The sequence below is a fragment of the Peribacillus sp. TH14 genome (assembly GCF_016651145.1).
GTDB classification, from domain to species: Bacteria; Bacillota; Bacilli; order Bacillales; family DSM-1321; genus Peribacillus; species Peribacillus butanolivorans.
The window spans coordinates 2,937,257-2,955,304 of record NZ_JAEKEK010000001.1 but is presented as its reverse complement, the minus strand read 5'-3'; the positions used below and the strand labels follow the sequence as shown (position 1 = coordinate 2,955,304).

General features: G+C 39.7%; 14 protein-coding genes. 4 read left to right on the top strand and 10 right to left on the bottom strand.

All coding sequences use genetic code 11. The features are described from left to right. Positions 1-22: 22 nt before the first annotated feature. The 10 genes from JFU50_RS14375 to JFU50_RS14330 all read right to left on the bottom strand — a co-directional run bounded on the left by JFU50_RS14375 (position 23) and on the right by JFU50_RS14330 (position 13,894). On the bottom strand, positions 23-286 hold the full coding sequence (locus JFU50_RS14375) for a heterocycloanthracin/sonorensin family bacteriocin (protein ID WP_201186717.1): 264 nt from the start codon (positions 284-286) through the stop codon (positions 23-25). Between the two features lie 601 nt (positions 287-887). Continuing rightward, positions 888-2,183 (bottom strand): uracil/xanthine transporter, encoded by a 1,296-nt coding sequence (locus JFU50_RS14370; RefSeq protein WP_201223015.1) that lies wholly within the window; start codon positions 2,181-2,183, stop codon positions 888-890. Positions 2,184-2,220: 37 nt separating this feature from the next. After that, a complete protein-coding gene (locus tag JFU50_RS14365) occupies positions 2,221-3,117 on the bottom strand; it encodes a DMT family transporter (protein ID WP_201223013.1) in 897 nt (298 codons plus the stop codon). A gap of 88 nt (positions 3,118-3,205) precedes the next feature. Then, the gene (locus tag JFU50_RS14360) at positions 3,206-4,453 is read right to left on the bottom strand and encodes an amidohydrolase (protein WP_201186723.1); all 1,248 of its coding nucleotides are present in this window, start codon (positions 4,451-4,453) and stop codon (positions 3,206-3,208) included. 28 nt (positions 4,454-4,481) lie between these two features. Continuing rightward, positions 4,482-5,729, bottom strand: a complete 1,248-nt coding sequence (locus tag JFU50_RS14355; protein WP_201223012.1) for an amidohydrolase — start codon at positions 5,727-5,729, stop codon at positions 4,482-4,484. A 24-nt stretch (positions 5,730-5,753) separates the two neighbouring features. Beyond that, positions 5,754-7,001 carry an amidohydrolase family protein gene (locus JFU50_RS14350; protein WP_201223010.1) on the bottom strand — a complete coding sequence of 416 codons (1,248 nt, stop codon included), beginning with the start codon at positions 6,999-7,001 and terminating at the stop codon, positions 5,754-5,756. Positions 7,002-7,579: 578 nt separating this feature from the next. Further along, the gene (locus tag JFU50_RS14345; protein WP_201223008.1) at positions 7,580-9,145 is read right to left on the bottom strand and encodes a glutathione ABC transporter substrate-binding protein; all 1,566 of its coding nucleotides are present in this window, start codon (positions 9,143-9,145) and stop codon (positions 7,580-7,582) included. Positions 9,146-9,276: 131 nt separating this feature from the next. Then, positions 9,277-10,761, bottom strand: a complete 1,485-nt coding sequence (locus tag JFU50_RS14340) for an amidohydrolase family protein (protein WP_201223006.1) — start codon at positions 10,759-10,761, stop codon at positions 9,277-9,279. 34 nt (positions 10,762-10,795) lie between these two features. Further along, positions 10,796-12,271, bottom strand: a complete 1,476-nt coding sequence (locus JFU50_RS14335; RefSeq protein ID WP_201223004.1) for an amidohydrolase family protein — start codon at positions 12,269-12,271, stop codon at positions 10,796-10,798. Positions 12,272-12,337: 66 nt separating this feature from the next. Beyond that, complete coding sequence (locus JFU50_RS14330; protein ID WP_201223002.1) at positions 12,338-13,894, bottom strand: glutathione ABC transporter substrate-binding protein; 1,557 nt, start codon at positions 13,892-13,894, stop codon at positions 12,338-12,340. Between the two features lie 208 nt (positions 13,895-14,102). Between JFU50_RS14330 and nikC the strand changes: the two genes are divergently transcribed. Genes nikC through JFU50_RS14310 form a run of 4 tightly spaced genes read left to right on the top strand, consistent with a single transcriptional unit; the run spans position 14,103 to position 17,962 of the window. Beyond that, positions 14,103-15,005 carry a nickel transporter permease gene (gene nikC / locus JFU50_RS14325; protein ID WP_201186728.1) on the top strand — a complete coding sequence of 301 codons (903 nt, stop codon included), beginning with the start codon at positions 14,103-14,105 and terminating at the stop codon, positions 15,003-15,005. Between the two features lie 12 nt (positions 15,006-15,017). Next, a complete protein-coding gene (nikB, locus tag JFU50_RS14320) occupies positions 15,018-15,938 on the top strand; it encodes a nickel ABC transporter permease (protein ID WP_053347726.1) in 921 nt (306 codons plus the stop codon). 12 nt (positions 15,939-15,950) lie between these two features. Continuing rightward, positions 15,951-16,973 (top strand): ABC transporter ATP-binding protein, encoded by a 1,023-nt coding sequence (locus tag JFU50_RS14315; protein WP_053347727.1) that lies wholly within the window; start codon positions 15,951-15,953, stop codon positions 16,971-16,973. Between the two features lie 2 nt (positions 16,974-16,975). Then, positions 16,976-17,962 carry an ABC transporter ATP-binding protein gene (locus tag JFU50_RS14310; protein ID WP_053347728.1) on the top strand — a complete coding sequence of 329 codons (987 nt, stop codon included), beginning with the start codon at positions 16,976-16,978 and terminating at the stop codon, positions 17,960-17,962. Positions 17,963-18,048 lie beyond the last annotated feature (86 nt).

The window sequence follows — 18,048 nt, the reverse complement described above, 5'->3', positions numbered from 1 at the left end:
TCTCTTTAGAAAACTTGAACTCTTAACGACCGCAACGTCCACAACCTCCGCAGCGACCACAGCCGCCGCAACGACCAAAACCTCCACAACCTCCACAACGACCGAACCCTCCACAGCCCCCAATAAAGCAACCAAGACATCCAAAACAACCAAAACCGAAACCAATGAGTCGAGAATCATCCGTAGAATACGGTTGCTGGAACTGGTTTTGATCCCAAAGAATTGGCTGGCTTACCTGAAAATCGTCAACATTCAACATTTGAAGTTGATTTTGAAACTCATACATTTATATAACCTCCGTTTATTATATTAATAAGTTAGTGCTTAATAACAGGAAAGAATATCGGACCGAGATAGTCTGGGAATCCACGTCGTGTACTCCCTCCAACAAAATATGTAAGGGGAATGGGGATTGTTACTGATTCAAAAGCCTATTTTTATTGAATCTTTATAAAACGGTTCAAGAGGAAACAGGGATAATCACTTTATTAATATGTGGCTTAGTACAAATGAAAACTTAGAGACAAAGCTAAAAAAACTGGGACTAAGTTAGCAAGCCTAGAGTAGGGACTTAGCTTATCAACTCAAAAACCGCTCTGGTGCAAGTTAGAAACATAGAATCTCAATATCCTTTTCATCTATGAATAATGATGGTACTCAAAACAATTTATGTATGAAAACAATTTCGCTTCGGACCAAAATAAAGCCCTTGCACTAACTTATGCAAGGACTTTATCATTTCCCGCCAGAAGAGGGAGTCTTCTGGCGGGAAATGATAAAATTGTTAAACCTTAAACACAATCAAAAAAAACCAGAAGGTTCCCCAACACCCTTCTGGTTTTCATGCATATGTAATTCTTTAATTATTTGTCTTACAAGTATTCCAATTAGTTCTGTAGTTGTTCATAACGCTTCCAGTTTACCGACTTTTCTAACACTATCGATATTAATACTCCCATTATGAGCCCATTTGTTAAAAAGGGCTGTAAAAGCATGGGAACGCTCGAAAATGCGTTGGGCAAGATGTTCATCAAACTCACTCCAATCAATACAGGTACTGCAAGCCTAAATATCGTGTCTGAAGTAAAATGCTGACCCTTGACGCTATTGAAAGCCGTTCCAAACAGTTGAAGGTAAGCAACAAACAATACAGCGTTCCCGACGGTTATTGGCATGGTGGCCAGGAAAGAGATAAAAGGAGGAATGAGTCCAATTATGGTCAACAACATGCCTCCAATTAGAAAAGGCCTCCGCTCATAGATTTGAGTACTTTGCAAAAATCCGATGGATGAGGTAAAAGGCGTATACGGAACAAGGCCCAGTACCGGAGCGAAAATGGTAAAACCGCCAGTCATAAATAAAGAATTTCTATATTGCTTGTGGCTAGCATCATCTCCCATTAGCTCGGATGCGGCTTGAATGGAAGCAAATGTGTTACACAAATTCAGTAATCCTGCAAAAAAAGAAATCGCTATAATACCGAATTCCAGGTTTGGAACACCTAAAGGGAAAAATGAAAAAGAGACACTTGTTGACCCTATTTCAGAACCAGCATTTGGAAATAGTAACGAGTAAAAAATCCAACCCACGATAATTCCGATCAAAATAGAGAAATTGCTAATATTTCTGGATCCTTTTAACTTTAATATACTTACTAAAATGACAATTCCTAATGATAGGAAACTGACCGGGATGTTAATTTCCCCTTCCTCTGTAATTCCCAGCATCCCTTTAAAAAAGACGAAAATGAGCTGAAATGTCAGAAGGAATAAGTAAACGGTCATGACCATGGGGGTGAAAATCTTCTGGACATAAGAAATCAGGTTAAAGGCAGAAATAATTAGGGTCACGACACCAGCTGCAAGTAGTCCTGTAGCTATACCGCCTCCTATTTCGGCATAACCGAGCCCTAGTGATGGTGCAGATAATCCCAAATTCAACATCACTCCCCACAATAGACCAGAGTGCCCTTCCATAATTGGATACTTATGTCCCTTCCAACCCTGTATAACACAAGCAACCCCTGTGAAAATAAGCGAGCTTCTCATGGTCATTTCCGTAACATCAGAGGGAAGATGAAAGGCAGCTCCGATTGAAATGGGCACTACTACGGTATTTGCAAAAATAAAAAACAGCCATTGAAAAGAAGAAAATAGAGTCACAGTTGATCTCAAGCTTTGCATTGTTTCCATCTCCTTTGAACTTTGAACACGATACTTTCTAAGCTTCTTGCGAATATCTGGCTTCCTCCATAACTCTTTTCCCCTTAAAGGCAGTTGAAAGGACAACACCAATGATTATTAATAGCGCACCGAATAGTTGTGATGGTGTGACGCTATTTTTCAGCACAACCAACCCGACCAACATGGCAACAAAGGGCTCTAAGTTAAGAAACATAGATGCTTTAGATGCTCCTACAATCTGAATTTGATTATTCCAGATTAAAGTGCAAATTCCATGCATAATGATAGCGGTTGCTATTAAAAGGACCCAAGGCCACGGCTCCCTGCTCATTTGTTGGGGCGACTCGGATAATAGAGCAATGGGCAACAGACCGCCAAATCCAATTAAGTTGGAATAAAGAGTTATAGTAATGGAATGGTTTCTCTCAGTAAGCTTCCTAATCATGATAATGGATATGGAAAAAGAAAGCATCGTAAGAAATATCCAAATTAGGCCAATTGAAAGCTGGAGCGTTCCACCACTTGCAATAACTAAAAAAACACCTGCCAATGCAACGATTGATCCTAATAAAAATCTCTTTGTTAATCTTTCCCTCAGAAAAACTGCAGCCAAAAGGGCTGTAGTAATAGGGGCGAGGGCAAGTATTAATGCCGAAGTTGTCGGATGAGCTGTTTCTAGAGCTGCATAAAAGGACCATTGATTGATAAACGTTCCAATGAATCCTAGCAGAATCATTGTTAACCAGTCCTTTTTTTGAATCGAATTCCATTTCTTCTTCTTTAGTGCGTATAAGGCAATAAAGATAATGATAAATAATAACCTTGTTGCTGAAAGCAGCATAGGAGGGAAGTCCTTGACTAGTATAGCCCCAAAAACAAAATTACTTCCCCAGCATATTACACAAATAAGCAATAGTAAATAAGACCGGATCATGTTAAGCAGCCTGCTTTCTTTGTCTTTCATTAACCAAAACGAAAAAGGAAATCCGGACGTGTCCAGAGATCCTTTTTTTGGGTTAGCATTACACGTTAATTGATTGATTTTGTAGATATAGTGAACCGGAAACTATATTTCCCTTGTAAAATACCGCTTTACGCTCAGAGCGCCTTGCAACTGCTTCAGCAGAACAGCTGGCATCAATTAACACCAAGCTAGCAGCATCCCCTACTTTTGGCCATACCTGGTTACCATCTTTATCTAACGGGGTTTTGCCGCCAGTTATATACCTGAGTGTTTGGGATAGCGAGACTTCATCAACCCACTTGAAACGTTCTGCTAGCCGTCCAGCTCTTTCTAGAATATCACCATTTCCTAGAGGTGACCATAAATCAAAGATATTATCGTTCCCTACTGATACCTCAACCCCTCTTTCATGTAACAAATCAACCGGAGGCATTTGTCTGTTAATAGGTACACTTGTAACGATGGAAATCCCTGCATCCCTTAAAATATCAGCAAGCTCATAGGCTTCTTCTTTCGAAACATCTCCTATACCGAATGCATGGCTTACAGCTACTCTGCCTTCCCAGCCCGCTTCCTTAGTAAGAGCCGCTAGCCGTTTCATAGTAAACGTTCCCAGGTGACCAGGGTCATGTAAATGCAGATCAACATCAGCATTTGCTTCCACTGCTAAATCTATTAATTGTACTAATGAGGCTTCAATATTGTTATCGATTGTGGCTGGATCGACTGCCCCTACTATTCCTGCTCCATTTCGCAATGCCTCTCTGACAAGCTTTGTAGAACCTGATCGCAACAATCCGTGCTGCGCAAATGCGACTATTTCTGAACTGAGTCTATTAGAATAGGTTTCTAGTGCCTGTTGCACTTGCTCTAGGTTTTGCAATCTTACTTCTGGGTAAATATCAACATGAGTCCGTACATGAGTAGAGCCAGAAGCTAAAAGTATTTCCAGTAAAGATTCAGCACGATTACGTGTGCTGGTTGCAATAGTAGGAAGCACTTTTTTTTCATTTTCAAAGCGTTCAGTGACACTTGAAGAAGGGGTACATGCTCTCCATACATCTCCCATCAGGGTCTTATCAAGATGTACATGCTTTTCAATAAAGGAAGGAAGCACTAGCAATCCTTTTGCATCTTCCACCGGTACATCATTAGAAATGGGCTCCCCATCTTTGACAATCTTCGTGATCCTTCCATCCTCTATTAACAGATGAAATAGCCCAGTTATTGTGCCTGTAACTCTTTCATTCTCTTTTTGGTAACCACATTCTAAACGTGCATTCTTTAACCAAAAGATTGTATTCATGCCATTCATCCCTTCTTGTAATAGACATTCAATTTGCCTTCAAAGCAGATTCACAGTTGAATCCACCGTAAACCAAATTTCCATTGACGATAACCGCAGCACGCCTTGATCTTCTAGCAACTGCCTCGGCAGAGCATGATGCATCTACTAATACCATACTTGCATCATCTCCAACATTCGGCCATAAACGATTTCCTTCATCGTCTAGTGTCTTAACCCCGCCCGTAATGAATTGGAGGGATTGAGTCAATGCATACTCATCCTTCCAGTTGTACCTCTCAGCTAATCTACCTGCCTTTTCAAGCATATCTCCTGTACCGAATGGAGACCAGGAGTCATAAAAACCATCACATCCAAGAGCTACGTGTACACCCTTTTCATGAAGTAAATCAATGGGGGGAATTACCCGGTTTATCGGAACAGTAGACATGATGGCTATTCCTAAGTTTGATAAAATACTAGCCAGATCATTTGATTCTTCAATAGGAACATCCCCAATTGCAAATGCATGACTAACAGCCACTCTGTTTTTCCACCCTGCTTCTTCGATTAAAGAAGCCAGTTTCTTGATTGTATAAAATCCAAGATGACCTGGATCATGTATATGGATATCAATATCTGCATCAAACTCAACAGCTAAATCCACCATTTCATATAGTGAAGCCTCTATATTATTATCAACTCCACCAGGATCTAAGCCTCCCACTAAGGACGCTCCTTCTTTCATCGCCTGTCTCATTAATGCAGTTGAATTTGTTCTTAGCAGTCCGTGTTGGGGAAAAGCTACTATCTCGTGTGTCATTTTCCCTTTAAAACTCTCTAGTGCTTTCTGAATTTCTTCTAAATTCTTCAAACCAATGTATGGGTCAATATTAACATGAGTTCTGACATGTGTGGCGCCACCTTTTAACAGAAGATGAAGCATCTGCTCAGCTCGGTGTTGTCCTGTTTCGGCGAGTTCAGCGAGCTCCACCGCTTCTAAGTTTAAGCGCTCCATTAAATTCGGAACCGGAATGCATGATTTCCATGGCAGTCCTAAATAGGTCTTGTCAAGATGGTTATGCATTTCTTTAAAAGCAGGAAGTGCAAGTAAATTTCTTGCGTCTTGAACTGGTAAATGAGTTTGCAAAGGAACATTAGCCGATTGAATTTCCTTAATGATCCCGTCATTTATAAAGATATTGTATAGGGCAGTCTTTGTTCCATCAATTCTTTCATTCTCAAATACATATCCGCTATCAAGCGTAACGTTAGTAAGCCAGTACGCTTTATACATTAAATCACTCTCTTTAATAGAAGATTAGACACCTGTCGTCTCAAAAGATGAAATAGATCCACTTACAACATTACCTCTAAAGATGACAGCGGCACGTTTTGACCTTCTAGCCACCGCTTCTGCTGAACAGCTGGCTTCAACCAGAACTATATTCGCTTCATCCCCAATATTAGGCCATGTCTTGACTCCTTCTTGGTTTAATGGAGTCTTTCCTCCTGTAATGAATTGTAGGCTACTAGCTAAAGATCTTTCGTCAATCATGCGAAATCTCTCTGCAAGGCGACCGACCTTTTCAAGATTGTCCCCGATACCAAAAGGTGTCCAATGATCAGTAATGCTATCATTACCCAATTCAACTTTTACGCCTTTTTCATGTAACAGAGGGATTGGGATCGTTCTGAAAATAGGCACTGTGGATGTAATGGATATTCCTAATTCCGAAAACCTTTCGGCTATACTCGTTGCCTCTGAAACTGAAAGATCGGCCAAACCGCTGGCGTGGCTCACAGTTACTCTTCCTTGCCATCCTGCGTCTTCCGTTATGGAAGCAAGGCGTTGCATAGTAAAGAGTCCAAGCTGATCTGGATCATGTAAATGAACATCAATATCGGAATTCGATTCAACGGCAATATCCATGATTGTTTCAAGAGACCGTTCTATATTTTCATCAATGGAGGCAGGGTCCACTCCACCTACAAGATTCGCCCCATTCTTCATGGCCTCCCTAATTAGCCCTACGGAGTTGCTGCGTAATAGTCCATGCTGTGGAAATGCGACTATTTCATGAGTTAATTTATCTTTATATCCTTCTAACGCTTGTAATGTAGCCTCTAAATTTTTCAAGCCTATAACGGGGTCTACATTACAATGGGTGCGTATATGAGTAGATCCGAAGTCCAATAATAAATCCAACATTTTTTCTGCTCTTTCTTTGACAGTAGGTAATAATTTAGGAAGTAATACCTGTTCTTCTTCTATCCGGGTTTTCACACCATTAATTGCTGGCATACAAGCCTTCCAAGGACCACCATAGTAAGTTTTATCAATATGAATATGCATTTCTTTAAACGAAGGGACCATCAGAAGGCCACGAACATCATATTGTGGGTTTTGATCTGTTATAGATTCCTTTGCTAAAATAATAGAAGAAATTTTTCCGCTTTCAATCCTAACGTGGTAATTTCCGGTTGCGGTACCAGTAATCGTTTCATTTTCATTATAAGTAAATCCATTTTCCAAACGTACATTCGTTAACCAATACGATTGTGACATTAAACTCACCCTTCCACTCCAGATTGAACATGCATCTATTTCATTATAATTCTAAAGGACATTTTATAAATTCAGGATTTTTACTCATTTTTATGTTATTTTTACTTTTTCATTGGAGATGAAAGGGGTTCGGAATTATAAAATTCCGAACCCCTTTTGAAATTCCCATTGAATTTTGGCCCAAGGTTAAGAGATTGGGTAAAGTAATCATTTCAAGTTGATCTCGCTGAATAGAATCATATTTAGAAAGCACCCTTTATAACCTCAAGTTTTAATACTTCTATTTTAAAACAAAAAAGACTGTAGGCAAAAGGAGTTCTATCTAAATGTTAAAACAAAGTTGATTGGAATGGAAGGTACGAGACTCCTGCGGGAAAAGCGCGTCCAAGGGAGACCCCGCAGGCGCAATGGCGCCGAGGAGGCTCCCGGACCGCCCGCGGAAAGCGAGTGCCTGGAGTGGAAATCAACGGTCAAATTTTAAAAACAAAAAAAGACTGTAGACAAACTCAATTATTATCGAGTTTGTCTACAGTCTGAAAGTTCATCCTGTGGATGAACTTTTTCTTCATATATTATTATCACTTTAATGTTATGTCATTAATCTCTAGATAGCCTGAAGGACTGATTGAAAACCCTTTTACTTCTTTCGAGACTGCGGCAACATTTTCAATGACCCTTACAGGAATATATGGGGTATCACTCAGCTCAATCTCTTGTGCCTCTGCGTATAGATCTTTGCGTTTTTCCTCCTCTTTTTCTTTACGGGCAGCATCTATTAAATTATCAACCTTTGGATTGCTGTAAAAGAAGGTATTTCCAGCCGGGCCCTGTGAATCCGTATGAAAAAGATTATATTGATTATAATCAGCATCTCCCGTTGCATTTCTCCAACTGATTATAAACATTTCCGATTGCCCTTTATTTACTTGTTCAACGAACGAACCGTACTCCATGACCTGAACCTTCAAATGAATCCCGATACCTTTTAACTGAGATTGAAGTACTTCTGCCAAATTAACTCTTTCTTTACTATCCATTGTTAGAATAGTTGCATCAAGACCTTTAGAATAACCAGCATCAGCCATCAATTTCTTGGCTTCTTTAAGATTGTAATCATAGGTTTTTAGATCAGCGTCGTACCCGAATACCTTAGATCCCATTAAGGAATTTGCCTTTACACCAACATTATTAAAGACACCCTTAATAATGGAATCCATTTCAATGGCATGGGCTATAGCTTTACGGACACGGACATCATTAAACGGTTCTTTATTGACATTAAATCCTATATATTCGGTACCATACCCTTCATTGCGGTAAACATCCATAGCCGCTGAGGATTCTACCTGGTCCATGACAGCTACAGGAAGAGGTTCTGCAATATGCGCTTCTCCCGTTTCTATCATGGATATTCTTGTAGAGTCTTCTGGGACAACCTTGAAGATAACTTTGTCCACCTTTGGCTTGTCTCCCCAATAATTTTTGTTTTTCGTCAATGTAATTTCTTGGCCTGGTGACCATGAATCAAAAACAAAAGGACCGGTCCCATTCGGTTCTTGGATAATTTTCTTTCCATACTTTTCAATAGTTTTTGGACTTATAATCCCTCCTTCATGATTCGCTAAGATAGAAAGCAGTGGGGAAAAAGGTTCCTTTAGAATGAATTGCACGGTATATTCATCAACTGGTTTCACTTCTTTTACCATATCGAATACTACGGCTCTAGGAGAAGCAACATTCGGATCTAAAAGTCTGTCAAACGTCTTTTTTACTGCATCCGCATTAAATGGTGTGCCATCATGAAACTTCACATCATGTCTAAGCTTAAATTCCCAGGTTGTGTCATTTATCTGGTTCCATTTTTCTGCTAGCATAGGCTGTATCTCACTATTTTTATCTCGTTGCACAAGCCCTTCATAGATTTTATGGTGAGTAACACTAGCGGCATTAATCGTGGACATAAATTGCTGATCCAAATTCTCAGCATCTGATAAACGAGCAATAACTAAGGTTCCCCCTTCCTTTGATGCTTTGTTCGGATCACTTGCTTTTGTGCTTACGTCATGATTAGAAGAACAGCCAGTAATTACGATAGCCACAATTATGACTAGAAAAAAATTCCTTATACCTCGTTTTAACCCCATGGACTTCGACCTCCTGCTTTTATTTTGTTTCCGTGACCATTTATCTAATTATAGGAAATATTCAGAAAATTTATTTCGAAAATCTTTACTATATTTTTCATTTTCTTTACTTGTTTTTAATAAAATAATGTTCATGCTTCTGTATGATCTATCGATTCTACAACCTTAAACGACGGCTGAAACAATTCCTTCTCTGAAAGCTGCTGATAATCTCTTTCCATATATCCTCTTCTCATCTTGTTAAAATATTTTTGTCCCTTGTCTTTGATTACTTCCATATCAAGATTAGGTATATTTTGATTTTCCATGACTATCCTGCCATTAATGATAGATAATTTAACGTCTCTTCCAGATCCACTAACGAACATGGTTCGAATGGGATCATCTATTACACCCATATGAAAACTGTCTAAGTCCATCGCAATAATATCTGCTTTTGCACCTACAGCAATACGGCCGAGATCGTTCCTCCCAAGGAAAGCAGCCGCACCAAGAGTGGCTGACCGAAAGAGATCGGCATACGTAGAGCCTTCAACCTCTTTTTCCACCAGCCGTGAGAGCATACTCCCTGTCCTAACATTCTGAAACATATCTGGAGGGAAGGTATCCGTTCCAAGCGCTATATTTATTCCTGACCTTTTATATTTTGCAAAGGATTCTAAAGCTGAACCATGCCTCCCGATAATTAGAGGGCAATGAATCACTGTTGTATTTGTTTCTTTTAGAAGCGCTAAGTCATCACCCTTGCCGTATCTCGCTTCACTATATCCTGACACAAAATGGGCATGCGGTATCCCTGTTCTTGGACCCAGAAAACCAAGATCGTACAAATACCTAATAGGTGTTACACCATGTTCTTCCAATATGGTGTTGAACTCAAAACTTCCTTGTGCAGCATGAAGCTTTATGGGAACCCCTAATTTTTCACTGTAATACTTTGTCTGAAGCAAATTATCTTCAGTTTGAGACTCGATACGTTCTGGGGCAAGCATCCCTCTAACCAATCCTTCAAAGGCTCCATCAAGTTTTTCTACAAACTCTACAGCTCTCTGTAATCCAGCTTCCCCCGCTTTTTCATCCCAGTGTAGTTTTATATTTCCATCAGGCTGGACGACTCTAATCCCAGATTGATAACTGGGTCCTAGGTAAATTCTTAACCCTAAGCTAGCCGCATGTTTCGCTGCAGATGCTAATTCTTCATAGGTTTCAGCCCAGCCTTTATAAAAAACAGAAGTTATAGGCATGGCTGTTGTTACCCCATGAAGAATGAGCTGTGAATAAGCATATAAAGATTTAAAGGACTCTTCTTCCTCGGTCATTAATTCATGATGTCCCCTTTCTATATATTGCTCTGACCAGAGAAGGTTTTTCTGTCTATTAGAACCAGCTTCTAAATGTAAAATATCATGGTCAATGTCCCCTAATGCATTTAAATCTATAAACCCAGGACTAATGATAGCATTACCAGCGTCTATCACCTCATCTACTTCTTCAGTATAATTTTTTCCAACATACACAATCGTGTCTTTTTCATAAACAATCTCCGCATTTTCCAAAATGACATGGTCGCACCCATCATAACCAATTACGTATCTTCCTTTAAGTTTGATTTTCATCTTATTCTCCTTTCCACATAGCAGCAGTGTTTTCTCATTCGTCATATCTCTTTTCATCTACATATGCACGGGCATTTCCCCAGAAATATTTCGTCGGCTGCATATATTTTTCGAGTCCAGCACGCTTTATCGTTGAAAACGCCTCTTCATTTGCCTCATTTAGTACTGTACTTTCATGAACTGTTCGTACATTTCGCCCTTCCATAATTAATTTGCCGTCGACAATGACATGCTCCACATCATTCGCCACTGCTTGAAATACAAGTCTATGAACATGCATGAATTCTGGAGTCAGATGCGGCTGATGCAGATTGACTGTGATGACATCCGCTTTTTTCCCAATCTCGAGGGAGCCTATTTCATCATCCCAGCCAATGCATTTCGCTGCATCTATCGTAATCATTTCTAATAGCTTGCCAGGGGGTAAATAATAATAGTCTCTAAGTGCTGCTTGGTGAACAAACTGTGTTTTCCTCATTGCCTGAAACATATCAAAACTTGTAGAAGGGGAAGTCCCATCTGTAGAGATTGCTACAGTTGCACCCATTTCTAATAATTCAGTTATAGGGGTACGTGCATGAACCTGCCCAAATCCAGGAGATGCACTAACATTAGTACCTGTTTCTGCAAGTATCCTTGCCTCATCAAAAGAAATACCGCGACAATGCTGTAAATGGACATCGGGACCCAACAAGGCATTTTCCTTATCCTGTATCGCTAAATGAATCATCCCACCAAAGGCATCAGAGTGTATCCTTGTGTCATATTTCCTGGCAATTTCTCTAATTTTTTTCGCTTGATAAAGATCATGATTATTTAACCCATAAAGCCTGTCAGGAGATGTGGGATTGGAGGGATCAACGGACGTAACAATGACAAATGGTGTAATAAAGGCTCTCGTCCGGTCTTCATTTGCATGATTCAGCGCTTCAATTACAGCTTCTGCCCCCATTAATACTTCTTCATAGGAAACTTCCTTTACAATTCTTTTTCCGTCAATCCATCGGCTGAATGAATGAGGCCATGGAGGGTTGCAAGGACCCGTGCAGACAACCTCTCTAACACCTACTTCAGCGTACGCTTTCGCATGATTTATTGCGAAAATTGGATCATCGGATCGTGGCATGGAGCCTAAAACACTTACACCTGTTGTCACGCCAGCCTTTAATCTCTCTAGAGAGGAGAGTTTTCCTTCGTAGTACCAAAAGTCATCTGTTACAAAATGTTTATACGTGTTTGTCATAATAGGCATCCAAAAATCAATATTCTCCATAGCAATTGTTTTAAACATAGAATGTCCTCCATGACCATGAACATCTATTAATCCAGGCAATATACATTGATGGCTACAATCAATAACTTTTTTTGCCTCATACTTCGATTTCAGTTTTTCTGTTAAATCAACGTCTAAAATTCTTCCTTGGTTTATGGCGATGGCACCATCTTGAAGAATTCGTCTATTTTGATCCATAGTTATCACAGTCCCATGAATGAGCAGCAAATCAATCATATTTTCCCTCCTAATTGAGAAGACAGCATAACGGCCGTATGCTGTCTGCCCTTTTTGATAAATTCTCTACTGCACAGTTATGTCATCAAGCATTAAATAATTTGCTGGATTCAGCCAAAGTCCTTTAACAGTTTCTCCATAAACGGCTAGATGTTCATAGTTACGGATTGGAACATATGGTACTTCTTCTCTTTCAATTTCTTGTGCTTTCGAATATAGTTCCTTACGTTTATCTCCATCTGATTCTTTACGTGCTGTTTCAATCAATTTATCCACTTCAGGATTACTGTAGAATGAACTATTTCCAGCAGCACCTTGGGATTTGCTATCAAAAAGATTGAATTGATTATAATCTCCATCTCCCGTAGCATTGCCCCAACCACCTATTGAAACCTGATGTTCACCTTTAGCAGTCGCGTCAATATAAGCCCCATATTCAAGAACTTGAATTTTGACCTTAATTCCAATTCCTTTTAACTGGGATTGAATTACCTCTGCCATATTTATTCTTTCCTTACGATCACTCGTTGTTAATGTAATCTCCAAGCCATCCTTAATTCCGGCTTCCTTCAACAGCTTTTTCGATTCATTTATATCATAGTCGTATCCTTTTATATCTGGATCATAGCCAAAAACCTTCGGGCTCATTGTGGAATTTGCCTTCGTACCAACATCGTTATAAACGCCTTTAATAATAGAGTCAACCTCAATCGCATGCGCGACCGCTTTACGAACACGTACATCATCGAATGGCTTATTCTTAACATTAAAGCTTAGGTATTCAACAGCAAGTCCATCTGTGCGATATAAATCCATTGTGTCTGATGCTTCAATCCTATCAATCTCAGTCACGGGTACTTGATCAGTCACATGTGCTTCACCTGTTTCAACCATCGCAATTCTCGTAGCATCTTCAGGAACAACCTTGAATACTACCCCATCAATCTTAGGTTTATCTCCCCAATAGTCCTTATTTTTTGATAGTGCAATCTCTTCTCCTGACTTCCAAGATTTAAAAACAAATGGTCCTGTTCCAACAGGATTTTGGCCTAGCTTGTCACTATTTTCTGTAATGGCTTTGGGACTTAAAATGCTCCCTTCATTACTTACTAATATGGATAATAGTGGAGCATAAGGGTATTTCAGTTTAAATTGTACAGTCGTTTCATCAACTACTTTGATTTCTTTGATCATTTCCAATTTACCCGCTTGAGGAGAAGATGTTTTTGGATCTAGTAATCTGTCAAAGTTAGTTTTTACCGCTTCAGCATTGAATGGTGCTCCATCATGGAATTTCACTCCCTCACGCAGTTTAAACTCCCACGTTACATCATCGAGCTGTTTCCATTCTTTTGCGAGCAGAGGTTGTGGTTCCATGTTTTTGTCGGGAACAACCAATGTTTCATAAACCTTTTCATATACAACATTTGCTGAAGGAATGTCTGTAATGAAATGAGGGTCTAGGGTAGTCGCGTCAGATAGCCGGGCGACGACTAGTGTTCCCCCTTCTTTCGCTTCTCTTTCTGGTTCCTTGCTGCTGGTTTGATCTGATGTACATCCAGATAAAACCGATGAAATACCTAATAACGATGCAAATAGTAATCCAACCATACCTTTTCTCATTATTTTTCCTCCCTTTCATACTTGCTTTTGTTTTCCAAGCAACTTTTTTCTATTAGTACATTGGGCATAATCAAATTATAAAAAAAAACAAAATTTTATATTTTCAGAATCTTTACTCATTTTTTTATTATCTTTACTGCTTTTCCGCATCATATTTACTTCAATACCTATTTTGAATAAATTTAATGAAAGAAAAGGAGGAGTTGCCATGAAGCCAGAGGTCGTTATAAATAATACCGAATTAAATCTAAACAACAAAAAATCTTCAAAACTAAAACACTGGAAAGCCTTTTATAAAAAGTTTAAGAGAAATAAATTGGCATTGATAGGCGGGTACATCGTACTTTTTTATATTTTATTAGCCATTTTTGCACCTTTAATTTCACCACAGGATCCCTATGAAATTGATTTAGTCAACAAACTCCAGACACCCTCAGCAGATCATTGGATGGGAACAGATGATAAGGGAAGAGATATTTTAAGCAGATTATTATATGGAACCCGTCTTTCATTATCTGTTGGATTTGTCTCTGTGTTCTTCGGGGCGTTTATTGGCATACTCTTAGGATTAACAGCAGGCTATTATGGAAAATGGATTGATACCGTCATTATGAGGATTGTTGATGTTCTACTTGCTTTCCCAGGAATATTGCTTGCCCTTGCAATTATAAGTGCTCTAGGGCCAAGTTTAATTAACGTAATGGTAGCAGTTGGTGTCTTTTCAATTCCTATGTTTGCACGTATTGTACGGGGTTCCACACTTTCAGTCAGGAAGCTTGAATATATTGATGCCATTCGTGCATTAGGTGCCACTGACTTCACGATTATTTTCAAACACATTTTCCCTAATATTCTTTCACCTGTCATCGTTCAAGCTACATTACGTCTAGCTACAGCCATTCTATCGGCAGCCGGCTTGTCATTCCTAGGACTAGGAGCTCAGCCTCCTTCACCAGAATGGGGAGCCATGTTAAGCAGCGGACGAGATTATTTGTTCAGTGCCCCTCACATCGCTTTGTTTCCAGGAATCGCCATATCAACACTTGTACTCGGATTCAACGTATTCGGTGATGGACTAAGAGATGCCCTAGACCCAAGAATGAAAAAATAAGGAGGAGAGAAAATGTTTGTATTTATTGTCCGGCGAATTTTGCAAACCATACCGGTATTACTAGGAGTAAGTCTTGTGGTTTTTCTCATCATGCAGATGGTTCCCGGAGACCCGGCAACCCTGCTTGCAGGTGAAGGAGCAACTAAAGAAACGATAGAAATGATTCGACATCAGCTTGGCTTGGATCGTCCAATCCTCTATCAGTACTTTGACTATGTAATCCATGCTGTACAAGGTGATTTTGGAGAATCACTTCGTAGTAGCCGCCCTGTTTTGGACGAGATTTTGGTCCGCTTGCCAATCACCCTAGAACTTGCCCTTGCAAGTATTTTTATAACCGTTGTCCTTGGAATGGTGGCGGGAATTATCTCAGCCACTAAGCAATACTCAGCAGCTGACATTTCTATCATGATCGTTGCTTTATTAGGAATCTCTTTACCTAGTTTTTGGTTAGGTCTGATGCTTATCTACTTTTTTTCCGTTAATCTTCAGTGGTTTCCTGTTTCAGGTTGGGGAACTATTAATCACATGATTCTCCCAGCTATTACCCTCGGGGCGGGAGGAGCTGCAATTGTAGCCAGAATGACAAGGTCAAGTATGCTCGAAGTTGTTCGTCAAGACTATATTCGTACAGCAAAAGCCAAGGGATTAAAAGAGCATGTCATTATATATAAGCACGGTCTAAAAAATGCGCTTATCCCTGTTATTACAGTCGTTGGTCTTCAGTTCGGTGCGCTCCTTGGCGGTACCGTATTAACAGAGTCCGTATTTGCCATCAATGGACTTGGTAGGTTAATAGTTGATGCCATTAGAACGAGAGATTTACCAATGGTACAAGGCGGGGTCCTTATTGCATCTGTTATCTTTGTATTTATGAATCTAGCTGTAGATGTCCTCTATCGATACTTTAACAAGCGAATAGACTTAAATTAGGGAGGTACTAAGATGAAACAGTTTGAAGAAAAAATACTGGAAGTTAAAAATCTGCAGACCTACTTTTTTACTGATGAAGGAACGAGTAAAGCAGTTAATGGAATTAGTTTCACCCTAAACAAAGGGGAAACTCTTGGAATTGTAGGGGAATCTGGGAGTGGTAAAAGTATTACTTCCTTATCACTATTAAGGTTAATCCAATCCCCTCCCGGAAAAATTACCGGGGGCAGCATCCTTTTTAAAGGTGAGGATCTACTTACAAAGACTGAAAAACAGATGCGATCCATACGTGGTAATGAGATTTCTATGATTTTTCAGGAACCAATGACATCATTAAATCCCGTTTATTCAGCGGGTGAACAAATTGCAGAAGCTATAAGACTTCATCAAAAGCTAGGAAAAAAAGAAGCTTGGAACAAAGCAGTTGACATGCTTCGGCTTGTCGGAATCCCCTCTCCTGAAAAAAGGGCAAAACAGGAGCCGCATGAACTAAGCGGCGGAATGAGACAAAGGGTCATGATTGCAATGGCACTTGCATGCCACCCTGAGGTATTAATAGCGGATGAACCTACAACAGCCCTTGATGTGACGATTCAAGCCCAAATTTTAGAGCTAATAAAAACCCTGCAAAAGGATTTCGGTACGGCTGTCATTTTGATTACTCATGATTTAGGGGTCGTATATGAAACATGCGACCGAGTAGCTGTCATGTACGCAGGAAAAATTGTTGAATACACACTGGCAAAAGAGATATTCACAAATCCTAAACATCCATACACGATTGGTTTATTGAACTCCCTACCACGTCTCGACATGGACCAGGAAGAATTGACTACCATACCCGGGACTGTTCCAAGTCCATACAATATGCCCAAAGGCTGCAGCTTTGCACCCCGTTGTGCACATGCAAAGAAAATTTGTGAACAGGCTGTACCAGATCTCCAAACAACCGGCCCAAGTACCCAGGTCAGCTGTTGGATGTTTACCCCCCAATGGGAGAAAGAATATGACGCTCAAGAGAAAGTAGGGGTTTAATAATGGTATTACCAGTTGTAGAGAAAAAGGTTCTGCTAAAAGTAAATCAATTGAAACAATATTTCCCAATTAAGGGTGGGTTTTTCGGGAGAACTATTAATCATGTAAAAGCTGTTGACGACATTAGCTTTAATATCTATCAGGGAGAAACCTTGAGTATAGTTGGTGAATCTGGTTGTGGTAAATCGACAACTGGACGGGCCATTCTTCGATTAGATGAACCTACAAGTGGGAGTATACACTTTCAGGATAAGGATTTACTAAGTTTAGGAAAAAAAGAAATGAGGAGTACAAGGAAGGATTTGCAAGTTATTTTTCAGGATCCATTTGCCTCCCTTAATCCTAGACAGACTATAGGACAAATTCTCGGAGAAGCCTTATCCATACAAAATGTAGTGCCTAAAGAAAACCGAAAGAGCAGAATTGAAGAATTATTAGGCCATGTCGGCTTGAGACCAGAATCCATGGAAAGATACCCACACGAATTTAGCGGGGGCCAACGGCAGAGAATCGGTATTGCACGGGCACTTGCAGTAGATCCAAAATTGATCATTTGTGACGAAGCTGTATCTGCACTTGATGTCTCTATTCAAGCGCAAGTACTAAATTTATTAAAATCATTACAACGACAATTCGATCTTACCTTTCTTTTTATTTCACATGATTTAGGTGTGGTTAGACATATCTCGGATCGTGTAATGGTCATGTACCTAGGAAAGATAGTCGAAATTGCTGACAAAAAGTCCATTTTTGAACAGCCGCAGCACCCATATACACGGGCATTACTATCTGCTATCCCAGTTCCAAATCCAGTGCAAGAAAGAGAACGAATTCTATTAACGGGTGATGTCCCCTCACCTATTGATCCTCCAAGCGGCTGCCGCTTTCATACACGGTGTCCTTTTGCTATAGATATCTGCAAATCACAGCTACCTGAATTAAAGATTTCTGCCCAAAATCATCAAGTCGCTTGTCACATCGTGTCATAAATTGTAATAGATTTCCGAAGGAGTCTTTAGTAAGATACTAATAAGCAGAATTATTAAAGTTATATAAAAATATTATCATTAGAGGT